This is a genomic window from Halorussus ruber (assembly GCF_004765785.1).
GTDB classification, from domain to species: domain Archaea; phylum Halobacteriota; class Halobacteria; order Halobacteriales; family Haladaptataceae; genus Halorussus; species Halorussus ruber.
The window spans coordinates 75,001-91,127 of sequence record NZ_SBIT01000009.1 but is presented as its reverse complement, the minus strand read 5'-3'; the positions used below and the strand labels follow the sequence as shown (position 1 = coordinate 91,127).

Genomic DNA, 16,127 nt, shown 5'->3' with positions numbered 1-16,127 from the left:
CCGAGAATCAATCCGCGTAATGACCGTAACCATCGTCGGTTCGCAACTCGGCGACGAAGGAAAGGGTGGCGTCGTGGACCTCTGGGGCGACGCCGCCGACGTGGTCGCCCGCTATCAAGGCGGAGACAACGCGGGCCACACCGTCGTCGAGGACGGCACCGAGTACAAACTATCGCTCGTTCCGAGCGGCGCGGTCCGGGGCAAGGTCGGCGTCCTCGGCAACGGCTGTGTCGTCAACCCCTCGACGCTGTTCGAGGAGATAGACGACCTGCGCGAGCGAGGTCTCGACCCCGACGTCCGAGTAGCGAAGCGCGCACACGTCATCCTCCCGTACCACCGCGTGCTGGACGGCATCGAAGAAGAGGCCAAGAGCGAGTCCGACCAAGAGGTCGGCACCACCGGCCGGGGCATCGGCCCGACCTACGAGGACAAGGCCGGTCGCCGGGGCCTCCGAATCGCCGACCTGCTGGACCCCGAGGTCCTCCGCGAGAAACTGGAGTACGTCGTCCCGCAGAAACAGCGCCTCGCCGAGGAGGTCTTCGGCGTCGAGACCGGCGAGGAGTTCGACATCGCCAGCCTCTACGAGGAGTACCGGCGCTACGGCGAGCGACTCGCCGAGAACGACATGGCCGTGGACGCGGGCGAGTTCCTCGCAAATCGTCTGGACGACGGCGACGAAGTGATGTTCGAGGGCGCGCAGGGCACGCTCATCGACATCGACCACGGCAACTACCCCTACGTGACCTCCTCGAATCCGACCGCGGGCGGGGCCTCGACGGGCACCGGTCTCAGCCCCGGCATCGTCGGCGGCGGCGAGGTCGTCGGCATCGTTAAGGGGTACCTGACGCGAGTCGGAAGTGGCCCGCTCCCGACAGAACTCGGCGGCGTGGTCGGCGACACGCCCGGCTACGACGAGCAGGGCGAGGGCGACAACGAGGAGCTAGCCACCTACATCCGCGAGGAGGGCGGCGAGTACGGCACCGTCACGGGTCGCCCGCGGCGGGTCGGCTGGCTCGACATGCCGATGCTCCGCCACTCGGCGCGCGCCAACGGCTTCACCGGTCTCGCGGTCAACCACATCGACGTGCTGGCCGGACTGGACGAGGTCAAGGTCGGCCACAGCTACGACCTGAACGGCGAGGAGGTCTTCACCATGCCCGCGACCACCGAGCGCTGGCACGACTGCGAACCCAACTTCAAGACCTTCGAGGGCTGGGACGACGTCGACTGGGCCGAAGTCGCCGACGAGGGCTACGACGCGATTCCTGAGAACGCGCGTGCCTACCTCGAATACATCAGCGACGAACTCGACGCCGACATCTACGCGGTCGGTCTCGGACCGGGCCGCGAGGAGACCGTCGTGGTCGAGAACCCGCTCGAATAGCGACTCAGAGGGCTTCTTTCTCCTGCTAGACAGCTCTGGGCGCGTCGGTGGTGAGCGATTGGCGGTCAGGCTTAAGGCCGTGTGCATGCACACTGCTACCGAGGGGTGGTCGGGGAGCGTGGCGCACGGATTCAACAGCCACGACTACGCCGAACTCCCGGCGACGCCCGTCGCGCAACTATGCGCAAAGTCGAACTCATCTACCTTCACGCGCTGCTCGCAAAGACCCACGAATACCTCGCAGTCCGTCACGACCTGCCGGAGACCTTCGAGGAGTACGAGACCGGCGAAATCGGTCCGTACCAGATTCAGCGCCGCAAAGACGAACACGAATCGGCGGCCAAGCTCCTCGCGGAACGCCTCGCTGACGAAGTTGACGAAGAGAGGCGGGAAGTCGAACTTCAGGAAGCGTGACGGACCGCGCCGCGAAGGTTTAAGTCCGAGAGGGAGACGAATTCGGGGCAGTCCATGTCAGAACCGCCGGAAGAGCCGACGCCGCGACTCGACGCCGCGGACCGGTTGGAGCGCGTCATCGACGCGCAAAGTGCCACGTTAGACAGTATCGACGACAAATCCGGACGAATCGCCCGACTGTTGGGGATTTTGCTCGGCGTAGTGCTGTCGTCGGTGTCGCTGAGTGTACAACTGTCAGCAGTGACACTCGAATCGCTCTCGACGCCGACGCGACTGTCGTTTTTGGCCGGTGTTGCATTTCTCCTACTCTCGCTCGCTACCTCGATTCTGACGCTGCTCAGCAGCCGATTTCGAATCGGTCTCACCCATGCGACGGGCGACCTACTGAGCCACGACGAGTTTGATCCGGAACTGGACGAACACTTGCGTCACGTCGTCGGAACCTACGCCTACAACGTTCGTCAAAATCAGCGAATCATCGAGGCCAACGCGCGGTGGTTCAAGCGTTCTCTGGTCTGCTTCTTGGCAGGTGAGAGCTACCTCGGAGTCTCGGTCGGCCTGTTCTTCGGTGGCGTATCGGAGCCGTACGGTTGGGTGGCTCTCGGATTGAGCGTCCCGGCAATCGTCGGACTCGTCAGATACGTTCTCTCAGATAGATATTTAACACTGAACCTACAAAGCGACTACAATGACTACTGAGGCACCGAGTGAACGAGCCGACGGAGAGAGTGCGCGCCGGGAGAACGAACGAGTCACGAGGGACGACGTTATCGTCCAGACGCCGAACGGCGAACGATACAGGTCCCACCTCATCAACGCGACGGGCCTACCGACCGAACTCGTGGAGAAAATAGACGGAAACCGAGAGTAAGTCGGTCGAGTCTCGTTTCGCCAACCCGTCACGCTTTTGGCCCACCCACGCACATCCAGTAGTATGAAGCAGTCGCTGATGGACATCATCTGTTGTCCGCTGGACAAGCAGGAACTCGAACTCGACGCGACCGAAACCGACGGCGAGGAGGTCCTCTCGGGCACGCTGACCTGCACGGAGTGCGGCGAGACCTTCCCCATCGAGGACGGCATCCCCAACCTCCTGCCGCCGGACATGCGCGACGTGGAGGCGTAGTTTTTTCTCCCCTCGGTCGGAGGTGTCGATAGCGTGCCAGAGAGTCTCCCAGTCCGTCTCAACTCCGACCGGCTCCACGACATAGCGACCGCTACGTCGTTCGAGGCGACCGAGTCGTTCCCGGTACTGCTCCACAACGGCGACGCGCCGGTCCACGTCCACCTGCATCTGGACGACGCGCTCTCGCAGGTCGCGTCCATCCCCGCGAACAACCACTTCGTGGACGCCGACTCGACCCGGCAGGTCAGCGTCGAAATCGGCGACGGGCCGCGCCCGGTCGAGGGCCGACTCAAAATCGTCACCGGCCACGGCGCGGAGACCGACTACGTCTCGGTCTCCATCGTGGAACCCGAGGAGCGCGAGGACGCGGTGGACGTGGACGCCACGCTCGCGGCCCCGCCGAACCGCGCCGACGACTCTGACGGGAGCGACGAGGAAGCGGACGAGGCCGCCGGGTTCGACCTGCCGGAGGTCGCCCTCCGCGAGAACGCCCCGATTGCCGCGCTCGGCCTCCTCGCGCTGGTGGTCGCCGCCGGGTCGGCCACGCTCTCGGACAGCGCGGCCGTGCTGGGCGGCGCGCTCGTCGTCATCGCCACCGTCGCGGCGGCGGGATACATGCTCGTCCGGTAACGATTCCGCCCGGGAACGATTCCGCCCGGGAACGATTCCGCCCGGGAACGATTCCGCCCGGGAACGATTCCGCCCGGGAACGATTCCGCCCGGGAACGATTCCGCCCGGGAACGATTCGCTACCGGACGAGTTCGAAATCGCTTCGGGAACTGTGAGCCGGTTGAAGAAATCTCTTTACTCCCTAAAGAAATATAAAACCATTGTAAGAAAATAATTGTATTGCTCCCGTCACCGCATCGCTTTTGCTCGTCGCCTCCGTCGTCCCGAATATGTCACTCTCCGAGGAGACCCGCGAGGCGGTCCGACGGCGGCCCTTCCTGCTGGTCGCGCTCCGGGCGGGCGTGGTCAACTACACCGCGGCGGCTCGGTCGCTGGCCGACGAGGTCGGGGGCGACCCCGACTCGATTGCGACCGCGCTCCGGCGGTTCGCCGAATCGCTCCCCGACTACGAAACCGAGTCGCGGAGCGCCCGCGTCTCGATGCGGAGCGGTCTCGGCGTCGTGGAAAGTTCGGAGTCCGAAGAGCCGCTCCTGCTGGTCGGCGACACCGCGCTCGCGCCCGGCGAGGGGTCGCTGACCGGCGTGGTTGCCGCGGGCGAGGTAGACGCCGACGCGCTGGCGCACCTCCTCGGCCGACTGCGAGCGGAGGGCGTCGAAGTCGAGACCGCGGCGTTCGCGGACGACTCGCTCGTGGTCGCGGTCGAACGCCGCGATGGTCCTGATGCTGTGCGAATTGCGGAGGACGCGCTAGAGGCCGTTCCTTCTACGGGTGAAAAATGATTTTCCGGCCTCGATTCGGCAGTATTCGTACTGGCGAATGAACCCGGAACTGTGGTTTCGAAAGTCCTCGCGCGGTTCGCGGTCGCCCTTTCAGTCCGCCAGGGAGGTGGTTGACTTGCCGGGCGAAACCAGTCGGCTGGTCCACCGAGCGAAGTGGGTGGTTGGCGGCAGTATCGAAACGAGGTCCCTCGACTCGTGGAGTAATCGGCGCGTAGTGCGCCTATCGACGCTTTAAAACCGACCCTCGGGGAACTAGTCCCCAATGACGCTTCAGGTGACGAACACCCTGACCGGTGAGCGGGAACCGTTCGAACCGCAGGACCCCGAGTCGGTACTGCTCTACTACTGCGGGCTGACGGTCTCGGACTTCGCCCACCTCGGACACGCCCGGTCGTGGGTCCACGTCGACGTGATGCATCGCTGGCTCGAACACCTCGGCTACGACGTGCGCCACGTCGAGAACTTCACCGACGTGAACGAGAAAATCGTCGCGCGCGTCGGCGAGGACGACCTCGGCGAGAGCGAGAGCGAGGTCGCCCGCCACTTCATCACCGAGGTCTTGGAGGACATGCGCTCGCTCAACCTCCTCCGGGCCGAGGTCTACCCCCGCGTCAGCGAACACGTCCCCGAAATCGTGGACCTCGTGGAGACGCTGGTCGAGAAGGGCTACGCCTACGAGTCCAACGGGTCGGTCTACTTCGACGTGACCGAGTTCGAGGACTACGGCAAGCTCTCGAACCAGAAAATCGAGGAGATGGAGGCCCAAGGCGAGGAGGACGAACGCCAAGAGAAGCGCCACCCCGCCGACTTCGCGCTCTGGAAGGCCGGAGAGGCCCACCCGGACGACGCCGACCCCGGCGGCGAGACGTGGAACTCGCCGTGGGGCGAGGGCCGCCCCGGTTGGCACATCGAATGCTCGGCGATGAGCATGACCCACCTCGACGAGACCATCGACATCCACCTCGGCGGTCAGGACCTCGTGTTCCCGCACCACGAGAACGAAATCGCCCAGTCGGAGGCCGCGACCGGCCAGCAGTTCGCCAAGTACTGGATGCACGTCCGCCTGCTGGAGACCGGCGGCGAGAAGATGTCCTCCAGCCTCCAGAACTACTTCACGGTCCGCAACGCCGTAGAGGAGTTCGGTACCGACGCCATCCGGATGTTCCTGCTCTCGACCGCGTACAACAACCGCCAGACCTACAGCGAGGAGACCCTCCAAGAAGCGGTCGAGCGCTGGGAGCGCTTAGAGCGTGGCTACGACCGCGCAGTCGAGGCCGCCGACAGCGTGGACGCCCGCACCAAAGTCGAGGACGAGGACCTCCGGACCGCAGTCGCCGAGACCCGCGAGGAGTTCACCGCGGCGATGAACGACGACTTCAACACCCGCGAGGCCATCACCGCGCTGCTGGATTTGACCTCGGCGGTCAACGTCCACCTCGACGAGCGCGACGAGTACGACTATCAGGCGCTCTGCGACGCCGTCGAGACCTTCGAGGAGTTCGGCGAGGACGTTCTCGGCTTTGCCCTCGCGGGAGACGCCGAGGGCGAGGTCGAGATTCTGGGCGACGTGGTCGAACTCGTGCTGAACGTCCGAGAGCAGGAGCGAGACGCCGGAAACTACGAGCGCGCCGACGAACTCCGCGACGAACTCGAAGCCCTCGGCGTCGAGGTGCAGGACACCGACGACGGGCCGACTTTCCGACTGGAGTGAGTACGGGGTCGCTCTCGAAACATCACCCGCGGTCGGAGCCACGAGGTTCTTAATCCCTGCCTGTCTACCCCGGGAGTAGCATGACACGCAGAGTAGCTGCTGGCATCCTTCTGGCCCTGCTGGTCGTCACCAGCGGGTGTACAGGCGTCCTGTCGGGGCCGGTCACGTTCTCGGCCTCGCAGGCGACGGTCAGCGACGCCGCGCTCGAAGAGACCGGCTACGAACACAACAGCACGAAGGCGATGAACGTCTCGCGGACCTTCTCGGCGGCCGGACAGGAAAAGGAGGTCGAGGTGACCAACTGGGTCTCCGAGTACCACCAGCGGGCCGGACTGCCGGGCGTCGGCGAGCAGAAGGTCGCGGTGTTCGCCACCTTCTCCAGTCCGCAGGTCGAGGTCCTCGGTAAGTCGTTCAACCCCCTCGCAAAGTACAGTAATCGCCAACTCGCCCAGCGGTTCACCAGCCAACTCCAGAGCGTGAACAACGTCCGGAAGGCCGGGAGCCAGAACCGCACGATGCTCGGCAAGACCACCAGGGTCACCACGTTCGAGGCCAGCGTGACGACCGCCGCGGGCATCCAGTTCGACGCCAACGTCCACGTCACGAAGGTCGAACACGAGGGCGACCACGTGGTCGCAATCGCGGTCTACCCCCAGAAGCTCCCCGGACAGGAGGAGAAGGTGTATCGACTCCTCCGGGGCATCGAACACGGCGAGTAGCACCCGGACCTCCGTCTCCGTGTACCGTTCCCCATTTTGCCCGCCAACGTTTTTCTCGGTCGCCCGTGTCACTAACGATATGAATACGCCGCTGGCCCTCGGAAGCGCGCTGACGCTCGCCGGACTAGTGGGCTATCTGGCGGGCGTCGTCGCGCCCTATCCCGGTCGGGCCTTCTCGGTGACGGGCGTGATGGTCGGCATCACGCTGGTCGCAATCGGCCTCGGGAGCGACTCACGAGGAGGCGGTGGGTCGTGACCGCCGATTCGGGAGGCGATTCGGCGTGACCGTCGAATCCGTCGTCTACACCGAGGGGGGAACGACCGAATACACCGACCTCCGGAGCGCCCGCGAGGCCGCCGGAACCACGTGGGTCCGGGCCACGGACGCCTCGGCGGCGGAGATGGAGCGCGTCGCCGAGGTCTTCGGCATCCACCCCCTCTCCGTCGAGGACCTCCGCAACGGCGTCCGGCCCAAGACCGAGGAGTTCGACGACCACACGTTCGTCCTGCTGAAGACCGCGATGCTCCGCCGGGGCGAGACCACCTTCCGCGAGGAGATTCGCAGGCGGTCGGTCGGCTTCTTCGTCGGCGAGGACTGGCTGGTCACGATGTCGAGCGAGCAGGTCGATGCGGTAGAGCGCGTCTGGGACATGGTGGCCCGCGAGGAGGGCCGCCTCCTCCGGCAGGGGCCGGACTTCGCCGCCTATCGCATCACCGACGCCATCGTGGACAGTTACTTCGACGTGTTGGACCGCATCGAGGACCAAATCGAGCAGGTCGAAGAGGACGTGACGACCGCGACAGACATCGAGACGCTGGAGACCATCAACAACGTCCGGCGGGAACTGCTCTCGTTCCGGAAACTGCTGTGGCCCTCGCGGGAGGCGGTGGGCTACCTCGCTCGGGGCGACCCCGAGCAGGTTCGGGAGGCCACCGAGAAGTACTACCGTGACGTGTACGACCACCTCGTCCAACTCGTGGACCTGACCGAGACCTACCGGGACTTGGCCAGCGGCGCGCGAGACATCTACCTCAACTCGCTGTCGCTCTCGACCAACGAGGTCATGAAGAAACTGACCGTCGTGGCGACTATCGTCCTCCCGCTCACCTTCGTCGTGGGCGTCTACGGCATGAACTTCTCGGGCGGGCCGTACAACATGCCGGAACTCGGGTGGACCTACGGCTACCCGGCGATTATGCTCGGGATGCTCGCTGTGACTGTGATACTGGTCGCGTACTTCCGGGAATCGGGATACGTCTGAGGTTTTCTACGTGCCGTTTCGGTCCATAGATTTATCAGTCGAGTTTGCGCACCTGCCGTCATGGTCCTCGAATCGGTCCGCGAGCGCCCCGTCGTCGGCCAGAATCCGGAGGCCGTCGCCATCGGGTCGCTGTTCGTCACGCTGTTCGCGGTGTACGTCTGGATGCGACTGGTCGCGTCGGTCGGCTATCGACAGCTCCGGAACGTCCTCGACCTCGGCGGGACCGGCCCCTTCCACGTCCTCACCGTCCCGTCGTTCGTCATGTACGTCGGCGGGTTCGCGCTCGGGGCCGTCGTCTACGCTCGGGTCAGCGGCATCGAAATCCCGTTCGGCTTCCCGGCGAGCGACGACCTGCTGGTCACGGCCGCGACAGTCCTCTCTGCGCCGCTCCTCGTCGCGGTGGCGGGTATCGCGGCCATCTTCGCTTTCGACACCTCGATGGTTGCGATGGCGCAAGTTCGCTACGCACCCGAGGCCCGACTCTCGTTTCTGGTGTTCTCGTCGTTCGTCCCGTCCCTTTTGAAGGGGCTGGGCTACGGACTCCTCTTCTTCGGCGTGGTCCACGAGCGACTGCGCGAGGAGACCACTCCTCGCCACGCGCTCGTCCTGACGCCCGTCGTGGCTTGGTTCTTCTGGGAGATGCACAGTCTGGCTCTGACCCGTTTCCTCGTCCCGGCGGCGCTGGCCCACTTCGCGCTCTTGGTCCTCGTCGGCGTCGCGTTCGGGTCGTCGCTCGGCCTGCTCTACCGCGGGGCGGTCCGAGATTCGGCGGGCCAACTCGTCCGCGCGGTCTACGTGCCGGTCTTCACGCTCGGCTTGCTGGGGGTCTTCGGCGTCGTCTCGGGCCTCGACCTTCCGGAGGCGCTCCTCGACGCAGCCCGACTCGCCGCGCTCGGCCTCGCGGCCTACGGCTACGAGCGAACGCGGTTGATTTGGGTGCCGGTCCTCGTCGTGGCGCTCTTTCTGGTCTCCGTCGATGCCGCGGCGTTCGCGGAATCGGTCTGGGTCTTCCGCGGGTGGAACTGAGGGGCGCGACGAGGTCGATACATCATAAAACAATTTATACAATTCTTTAAGACAACTAAAGTTGTCTCACCCACGAAGGTTTATGTCCGAAAGCGCGGCCAACTCTCCTCGGACGTTTCGTGCCGTTGCGGGCAGATAGCTGGCGAGTCAGTCAGCACCGTCGCCCGGCGGTGCCGCCGCGCCGCGGCGGCACCGCTTTGCCGGTGGCAAAGCCACCCCATACCCCGTAACTGCCAGTCCGACTAATCCGAAAGGACGGAGCCAATTCACGCCGCGAGACCCTACTCCGCGCCGGTCTGCACGAGGACGACTCCGCCGAGGACGAGCGACCCGCCGACCACCGTCACGGGCGTAATCGGTTCGCCCAGCGCCGCCGCGCCGAGCAACAGCGTCACCACCGGCTCGGCGGTGCTGACGATGCTGGCCTTGCTCGCGCCGATTCGCTGGAGGCCCGCGAAGAACGTGAAGATGGGGAGCGCGGTCGCCACGAGAGCGATAGCGACGACCAGCGCCCACTCGTAGTCGGTCGTCGGGACCGCGAGTCGGCCGGTCGCGGTCCCGAACGCGAGGTACGTCACCGCCGCGCCGGGGAGGACGTGGGCCGTGAGGACCTGCGGGTCCACCGTCGCCAGCGCCGACCGACTCGCGGTGATGTACCCGGCGTACACTACCGCGGCCCCGAGGACGATGGCGATACCCCGCGGGTCCGCTCCGGCGGGGTCCGCCCCCGTCACGAGCGCCACGCCAGCGAGTGCGGCACCCAGCGCGCCGACCGTCCGGCGCGTCACCGGCTCGCCGAGTCGCATCGCCGCCACGCCGACGACGATGACGGGGTACGTGTAGAGGAGGATGCCGACCAGTCCGGCGGTCATGAACTCCAGCCCCCAGAAGAAGAGGCCGCTCATGGCCGCGTATCCCACCGCGCCGAGCGCAATCCCGACCGCGAGCGCCCGACCGCGGAGCGGGTGGAGGCGGCCGCGAGCGCCGAGGACGAGCCACACGACCAGCGTGGCCAGCAAGAACCGGAAGGTCAGCACCGTCGGAATCGACAGGCCCGCGGCCGCCGCGAGTTCGCCGAGGACGCCCAGCGTACCGAATCCCGCGGCCGACACCAACACCAGCGCGGTCCCTACTCGGTCCATAGCTCCGACCCGGCTCATGGGTCGGTTTCGGCGAGCGCGCACAAAACCGGTTCGACTAAACAGTCGCCGTCCGACCTCCGGCACGATGACGTGGTTGGCGTCGCTCGAGGAGCGCACCCCGCCGATGGCGGCCCTCGCAGTCTCCATCGTAGCGGTCAGCACCAGCGCCATCCTCATCAGGTTCAGCGACGCGCCGAGCATCGTCAAGGCGCTCTACCGAGTCGTGTTCACCACCCTGCTCCTCGCGCCGTTCGCTGTGAGCCACTACCGCGACGACCTCCGGGCGCTCTCGGGCCGGGACGCCGTGGTCGCGGTCGTCACGGGCGTCGCCTTGGCGGCCCACTTCGCCACGTGGTTCGAGAGTCTGGAGTGGACCAGCGTGGCCGCCAGCGTCACGCTCGTCCAGTCCCAGCCGCTGTTCGTCGCCATCGGCGCGGCGGTTCTCCTCGACGAGGCCATCAACCGCCGGATGGTCGGCGGCATCTTGGTCGCCGTCGTCGGCGTCGCCGTGATGTCGCTCGGCGGACTCGTTGCGGGGTCGCTCGTCGGACTCTTCACAACGCCGCTTCCGACGCTGGCCGCGCGGGCCGGTTCCGCGGGTTCGACCACCCTGTACGGAAACGCCCTCGCGCTCGTCGGCGCGGTCATGGCCGCCGGGTACGTCCTCGCCGGGCGCTCGCTCCGCCAGCGAGTCGCCCTCGTCCCCTACGTCACCGTGGTCTACTCGGTCTGCGCGGTCGTTCTCCTCGGGGTCGCGCTCGCCGACGGCGTGACGGTCGCGCCGTCGGCCTACCCCGCCGAGGAGTGGCTTCTCTTCCTCGGCATGGCGGTCGGGCCGGGCATCTTCGGCCACACGGTCATCAACTGGGCGCTGAAGTACGTCGAGTCGAGCGTCGTCAGCGTCACCCTGCTCGGCGAACCCGTCGGCTCGACCCTGCTGGCGCTCGTCCTCCTCGGCGAAGCGCCCGACGTGTTCACCGTGGCGGGCGGCGCGGTCGTCCTCGCGGGTATCTACGTCACCGCGACGGGTCGGCCCGGCGAGTCGTAGTCTGAGAGAAAGGGAGAGAGAGCGAGCCGTATCCGCAGGAACCGTATTCGCCAGCGGGCGTCGGGAGTAGAGACCGCTTACGCTCTTTTCGAATCCGGTCAGTCGAGTTCACGCCCCGCCAGAGTCCCATCTCTCGCGGCGTAGGTCTCGTCTCTCGCGGAGTAGGTCCCGTCTTCTGAGACGACAGGTAGCGTCTGCGTCGCTGACAGCCGAAGGATAACAAAGGGCGATTGTGCCGGATGCTCGGGATAACGATGCGCTGACGAACGACTTCGAAGTTACGATGGTCAGAACGAGCGGAAAACCCGAACTTATCCCCGAAAACGCAGACGAATGCTCGAAACGCAAACCCTCCGAAAACGATACGGTCCGCCCCCGACGGGACCGTATCCTCGAACTAGCATCGATAAGCCGACCGAAACAGCCTCTCGCCACGCGCGACTCGGCGTCCTCCTCGACGGCTCCGGAGGTGAAGCGTCGTGAGCGAGCGCGTCCAGAGCCTCGCGTTGGTCCTCATGCTGGTGGTGTCGCCCTTTGCGACTGTCGGCGTCGGCGCGGGCACGGCCACGTCGGCTGGCTCCTCGACCACCTTCCACGTCACGCAGGGCGGCGAGTGTTACGAGGTCCAGCCACTCGGCGACGGCACGACCTCCGTCGAGGAGTTCTACGACTACCGGAACAACGAGACTGACCCGGTGAGTTACAAGTACTCCTCGTACGGGACGACCGACTTGCAGGAGAATCAGGCCAGCAAAATCTTCGTCTACCACGGAGAGCAGGGGTACAGTCTCGTCCTGCTCCACGACAAGTTCGCCAAGAACGGCGGCGACGGCTCGCACGCGAGTACCATCACGTTCAACATGAGCGGGATGGCCGACGGCTCGTGGGCCGTCAAGGACGACACCTACGGAAACGGTACCCAAGACGACAACTGGAACTCCGACGACGGGACCTACAGCATCGACTGGAAGTGGGGCAGCAACCGGACCGACGGTGGCGCGTTCCGCGGCATCGAGGGCGAAAACGTCACCATCGACCCCGGTTTCAACGGCGACGCCGCCTACTGGGGCGACTGGCCCGAATCCGGCTCCCCCGATAACCGCATCGACTCGTGGGACCTCGTGGACGCCGACCGGACCGAGCGGTCGCTCGACATGGACCAGCGAATCTGGGTCGACACCGGTAGCTGTTCGAGCGACGAGACGACGACTACGACGACCACGACGACTACCGCCACCACGACTACGACAACCACTACTACTGCCACGACTACGACAACCACTACTACTGCCACGACTACGACAACCACGACAACAACAACCACGACCACCGAACCCGACCCGACCGTGACGGTGAGCGCGCCCGAGACGGTCAACGAAGGCGAGTCGTTCGAGGTCTCGGCCAGCGCGAGCGACGAGAGTCAGGTCGAGAGCTACGAGTGGGACTTCGGTAGCGAAACCGAGTCCGGCAGTACGGCCACCCACAGCTACGCCGAGGCGGGCGAGAAGACGGTGACCCTGACGTGGACCGAGACCGACGGCGAAACCCACACCGAGACGGCCACCATCGACGTGGTCGCTCGACAGAACATCACCTACCTCAACGCGACCGCGGTGGAGATTACGGGCACCTACGACGCCGTGGACCTCAACTACGGCTTCTACACCGCTGACGGCTACGGTCAGTCCCGGTACGTCGTCGAGGACGTCTCCGGAACCACGGTCGTCACCGTGCCCGAGGACGAGGGCGTCAACGGGACGCTCGTCAACCGCGTGAGCCTCTACCAGCAGTTCCCCGAGGGCGAACCGGTCGACGCGAAGACTCACCCGCGACTCGACTACTACGCCGAGACCATCGAACCGGAACCGGTCACCGTCTCGGTCCAGAACGTCGAGGAGACCGGCGACGGCACCTACGACGTGACGTTCGCGTACACCAACCCCAACGAGGAGGTCCTGAACATGTCCAACAGCACCTTCTCGGCCAACGTTGCCGGGGACGCCCCGACGACCTTCGAGTCGGGCGACCACGCCGTCACCGCGACGTGGACGCCCGAGAGCGGCGACGAGCGGGCGGCGTGGACGCTCAACCGGAGCAAGTTCGACCAGTCAACAGTCACCGCCAGCACTCCGCCCGCCAGCGAAATCGGCGACGGCTCGGACACCACCGACCCTGACGCCGCGCTGACGGCGCTCCCCTCGTTCGGTAGCGTCGATACGACGAAATTCGTCTTCAAGGCCAACGCCTCCGAGGACAACGAGGCAATCGCGGCCTACCACTGGGACCTCGACGCCGACGGCGAGTTCGAGACGACCACCGACGGTCCTCAGACCTCGACGACTTACGCCGAACCGGGTCCCCGCCAAGTCGCGGTGAAAGTCGAAGACGCGGCCGGAAACACCGACACCGCCACGACGCGAATCTCGGTGTCCGAGTTGACCTCGGAGAACATCGAGTTCGTCAACGCGACCGCACTCGAGGTCACGGGCGACTTCGCCGAGGTCACGCTGACGACGACGTACTTCACCCAGCAGGGCGTGCAGACTGAAACGCACACCTTCGACGGGGACATCTCCGGCACGACCCTCCTCTCGGCACCCGACGAGGGCGTCTGGGGTCCGGTCGTCCAGTCGGCCGCGGCCTACGAGAACGCCTCGGATTCCGAGGCCGCCCTGACCGGCGAGAATCCCGACTACGACGCCCAACTCGCGGAGGTACGCCCCGAGACGGTCAGCACCTTCGTCGTGGACGCCCGGAAAGTCTCGAACGGCACCTACGAGGTGACGTTCGGCTACGAGAACCCCAACGGTGCGGCGATGACGGGGGCCAGCGCGTTCACCGCAGGTGACGCCTCGGCGACGCCCCCGACGACGTTCGAGTCGGGCCGCGACACGTTCACCGTCACGTGGATGCCCGACGGCGACGACGCCAACCTCGTCTGGGAGACCGACTTCTCGAACTTCGGCTACGGCGCGTCCACCGCGACGAGTCCGACGCCGACCCAAATCGAGGACGGCGAGATGCCCCCGACCGCCGCGCTGACCGCGGACCCGACCACGGTCGCACCCGGCGAGGAGATTTCCTTCGACGCCTCGGCCTCCTCGGACCCCGACGGTGACGGCCTCACCTACGAGTGGGACCTCGACGACGACGGCGACCCCGAGGAGACCGGAGAGAGCGCGACCCTGACTCACTCGTTCTCGGAGACGGGAACCCAGCAGGTCGCCGTGACGGTCGTGGACGAGTCGGGCCAGACCGACACCGCGACCGAATCGGTGACGGTGCGCGAGCAGTCCGACGACCCGTCCGGCGACGAGCCGCCGACGGCGAGACTGACCGCGCCCGACTCCGGGTCGATGAGCCAGTTGTTCTACCCGTTCGACGCCTCGGCCTCGACCGACGACGGGGACATCGTGGCCTACCGCTGGGACTTCGACAGCGACGGGGAAGTCGAGTGGGCCGAGAGCGACCCGGTCTCCTCGCTCAAGCCCTACACGCTGTTCGACGAACCCGGCACCTACGAGGCGACCGTGACGGTCGTGGACGACTCGGGTCAGACCGACACCGCGACGGTCGAGTACACCCTGAAGAAAGTCGTGCCCGACGCGGCAATCACCGCGTCCGCCACGACGGTCGAAGTCGGCGAGAACGTCACCTTCGAGGCGACCGACTTCAACGAGGCTCCCGGCACGCTGGCCCACATCTGCTGGAAGGCAGGCGACATCTCCGGCCCCGACGGCCAGACGTGGACCACCTCCTTCGAGGAGTCCGGCAAGAAGACGATTACGCTGGTCCTGCGCGACCGAGCAGGGTACGAGAACGTCGTGACGAAGACGATTACCGTCACTGCCGCCGATTCCGGCAATTCCGGCGGCGATGGTGACGGTGACGGTGACTCCGACGACGGCGACAACTCGAACCCCGGTGAAGGTGGCTTCGAAGACGACGACAACGACGAAACCGCGAGCGGCGGCATCCCGGCCGCGAGTCCCGCCGACCCCGGTAACCAGAACGACGGTAACTCCGGCGACGAGACCGACGAGACGATCTCCGCGCCGCTGAACGGGACCGACGGCCGCGTCGGCACCGTGACGCTCCACGCCGCGAGCAGTTCCGACCCCGCGATCGACGTGACCGACGCCGCGCCCGAAAGCGTCGCGGCCCCGACGGTCGAGGAGGACGGCTTCGCCGCGCTCTCGTACCTGACGGTCTCCGGCGCTGACCGCGCGACGTTCACGGTCTCGAAGAGTCGCCTCGGCGCGGCCGACGCGACCGCCGACGACGTGACGCTGTTCCGCAGCGACAACGGGACGTGGACCGCCGTCGAGACCTCGCAGGTCGAAGCGACCGACGACGCCTTCCGGTTCGGCGCGAACGTCTCGGACGGCACCTATGCGGTCGGCCTGAATCGACCCGCCACGAGCGTCGCCGACGTCTCGGTCGGGAGCCAGCGGGTCGAACCCGGCCAGTCGGTGACCGTCACCGTGACCGTCGAGAACACTGGACGTGCCGACGGCACCCACGAGGTCGTCCTCACGGTCGGCGGCGAGGCGGTCGCCACCAAGACGGTCTCGGTCGAAGCGGACGCGACGAAGGAACTCTCCTTCTCGCGCACCTTCGACTCCGGCGGCACCTACGAAGTCGGCGTCGGCGACTCGACGGCCTCGGTCGTCGTCCAGTCCGAGACGACCGCGGCCGACGAGTCCGGAGGCGAAACCAGCACCCAGACCACGACCGCGCCGAGCGACGGCCCCGTCCCCGGATTCGGCGTCGGCGTGACGCTGGTCGCGCTCCTGGCGGCCGCGCTGGTCGCGCTCCGGCGACGCTGACCGACAGCATCGAGCGAATCAGATAGAACCTCTTTTTTGCGGCGTCGGGTCTCGAA

General features: G+C 66.2%; 15 protein-coding genes. 14 read left to right on the top strand and 1 reads right to left on the bottom strand.

Features of this window, described 5'->3' with window-relative positions; all coding sequences use genetic code 11:
* The first annotated feature begins 19 nt into the window (after positions 1-19).
* From EPL01_RS15110 to EPL01_RS15060, 12 genes are all read left to right on the top strand, one after another.
* Positions 20-1,384 (top strand): adenylosuccinate synthase, encoded by a 1,365-nt coding sequence (locus EPL01_RS15110; RefSeq protein WP_135826118.1) that lies wholly within the window; start codon positions 20-22, stop codon positions 1,382-1,384.
* A 180-nt stretch (positions 1,385-1,564) separates the two neighbouring features.
* Positions 1,565-1,798: a UPF0058 family protein gene (locus tag EPL01_RS15105; RefSeq protein WP_135826117.1), complete on the top strand. Its 234-nt coding sequence runs from the start codon at positions 1,565-1,567 to the stop codon at positions 1,796-1,798.
* Between the two features lie 54 nt (positions 1,799-1,852).
* Complete coding sequence (locus EPL01_RS15100; protein ID WP_135826116.1) at positions 1,853-2,497, top strand: Pycsar system effector family protein; 645 nt, start codon at positions 1,853-1,855, stop codon at positions 2,495-2,497.
* Complete coding sequence (locus EPL01_RS15095) at positions 2,487-2,669, top strand: hypothetical protein (RefSeq protein ID WP_135826115.1); 183 nt, start codon at positions 2,487-2,489, stop codon at positions 2,667-2,669. The genes EPL01_RS15100 and EPL01_RS15095 overlap by 11 nt, the downstream gene beginning before the upstream one ends.
* 63 nt (positions 2,670-2,732) lie before the next feature.
* Positions 2,733-2,924 carry a methytransferase partner Trm112 gene (locus EPL01_RS15090; protein ID WP_135826114.1) on the top strand — a complete coding sequence of 64 codons (192 nt, stop codon included), beginning with the start codon at positions 2,733-2,735 and terminating at the stop codon, positions 2,922-2,924.
* Positions 2,925-2,957: 33 nt separating this feature from the next.
* Positions 2,958-3,554: a DUF7524 family protein gene (locus EPL01_RS15085; RefSeq protein ID WP_135826113.1), complete on the top strand. Its 597-nt coding sequence runs from the start codon at positions 2,958-2,960 to the stop codon at positions 3,552-3,554.
* A 270-nt stretch (positions 3,555-3,824) separates the two neighbouring features.
* Positions 3,825-4,334 carry a DUF7523 family protein gene (locus tag EPL01_RS15080; RefSeq protein WP_135826112.1) on the top strand — a complete coding sequence of 170 codons (510 nt, stop codon included), beginning with the start codon at positions 3,825-3,827 and terminating at the stop codon, positions 4,332-4,334.
* 262 nt (positions 4,335-4,596) lie between these two features.
* Complete coding sequence (cysS, locus tag EPL01_RS15075) at positions 4,597-6,045, top strand: cysteine--tRNA ligase (RefSeq protein WP_135826111.1); 1,449 nt, start codon at positions 4,597-4,599, stop codon at positions 6,043-6,045.
* 80 nt (positions 6,046-6,125) lie between these two features.
* Positions 6,126-6,764 (top strand): DUF6517 family protein, encoded by a 639-nt coding sequence (locus EPL01_RS15070; RefSeq protein WP_135826110.1) that lies wholly within the window; start codon positions 6,126-6,128, stop codon positions 6,762-6,764.
* Between the two features lie 79 nt (positions 6,765-6,843).
* Positions 6,844-7,020 (top strand): hypothetical protein, encoded by a 177-nt coding sequence (locus tag EPL01_RS21755; protein WP_168215924.1) that lies wholly within the window; start codon positions 6,844-6,846, stop codon positions 7,018-7,020.
* A 25-nt stretch (positions 7,021-7,045) separates the two neighbouring features.
* The gene (corA, locus tag EPL01_RS15065) at positions 7,046-8,026 is read left to right on the top strand and encodes a magnesium/cobalt transporter CorA (protein ID WP_135826109.1); all 981 of its coding nucleotides are present in this window, start codon (positions 7,046-7,048) and stop codon (positions 8,024-8,026) included.
* 60 nt (positions 8,027-8,086) lie between these two features.
* Positions 8,087-9,052, top strand: coding sequence for a hypothetical protein (locus EPL01_RS15060; RefSeq protein WP_135826108.1), 966 nt, complete (start codon positions 8,087-8,089; stop codon positions 9,050-9,052).
* Between the two features lie 281 nt (positions 9,053-9,333).
* On the opposite strand, the gene EPL01_RS15055 is transcribed toward EPL01_RS15060, so the two are convergent.
* Entirely contained in the window at positions 9,334-10,194 is an 861-nt protein-coding gene (locus EPL01_RS15055) for a DMT family transporter (RefSeq protein ID WP_135826107.1), read from the bottom strand.
* An 85-nt stretch (positions 10,195-10,279) separates the two neighbouring features.
* On the opposite strand from EPL01_RS15055, the gene EPL01_RS15050 reads away from it, so the two are divergent.
* Together EPL01_RS15050 and EPL01_RS15045 are read left to right on the top strand one after the other, a co-directional pair.
* A complete protein-coding gene (locus tag EPL01_RS15050) occupies positions 10,280-11,242 on the top strand; it encodes a DMT family transporter (RefSeq protein WP_135826106.1) in 963 nt (320 codons plus the stop codon).
* A 479-nt stretch (positions 11,243-11,721) separates the two neighbouring features.
* A complete protein-coding gene (locus EPL01_RS15045; RefSeq protein WP_135826105.1) occupies positions 11,722-16,071 on the top strand; it encodes a PKD domain-containing protein in 4,350 nt (1,449 codons plus the stop codon).
* The last annotated feature ends 56 nt before the right edge of the window (positions 16,072-16,127 follow it).

Bases quoted from the DNA above. Each gene is read 5' to 3' on its own strand.
- EPL01_RS15110 (WP_135826118.1), top strand. From the start codon at position 20: ATGACCGTAACCATCGTCGGTTCGCAACTCGGCGACGAAGGAAAGGGT.
- EPL01_RS15105 (WP_135826117.1), top strand. From the start codon at position 1,565: ATGCGCAAAGTCGAACTCATCTACCTTCACGCGCTGCTCGCAAAGACC.
- EPL01_RS15100 (WP_135826116.1), top strand. From the start codon at position 1,853: ATGTCAGAACCGCCGGAAGAGCCGACGCCGCGACTCGACGCCGCGGAC.
- EPL01_RS15095 (WP_135826115.1), top strand. From the start codon at position 2,487: ATGACTACTGAGGCACCGAGTGAACGAGCCGACGGAGAGAGTGCGCGC.
- EPL01_RS15090 (WP_135826114.1), top strand. From the start codon at position 2,733: ATGAAGCAGTCGCTGATGGACATCATCTGTTGTCCGCTGGACAAGCAG.
- EPL01_RS15080 (WP_135826112.1), top strand. From the start codon at position 3,825: ATGTCACTCTCCGAGGAGACCCGCGAGGCGGTCCGACGGCGGCCCTTC.
- cysS (WP_135826111.1), top strand. From the start codon at position 4,597: ATGACGCTTCAGGTGACGAACACCCTGACCGGTGAGCGGGAACCGTTC.
- EPL01_RS15070 (WP_135826110.1), top strand. From the start codon at position 6,126: ATGACACGCAGAGTAGCTGCTGGCATCCTTCTGGCCCTGCTGGTCGTC.
- EPL01_RS21755 (WP_168215924.1), top strand. From the start codon at position 6,844: ATGAATACGCCGCTGGCCCTCGGAAGCGCGCTGACGCTCGCCGGACTA.
- EPL01_RS15060 (WP_135826108.1), top strand. From the start codon at position 8,087: ATGGTCCTCGAATCGGTCCGCGAGCGCCCCGTCGTCGGCCAGAATCCG.
- EPL01_RS15055 (WP_135826107.1), bottom strand. From the start codon at position 10,194: ATGGACCGAGTAGGGACCGCGCTGGTGTTGGTGTCGGCCGCGGGATTC.
- EPL01_RS15050 (WP_135826106.1), top strand. From the start codon at position 10,280: ATGACGTGGTTGGCGTCGCTCGAGGAGCGCACCCCGCCGATGGCGGCC.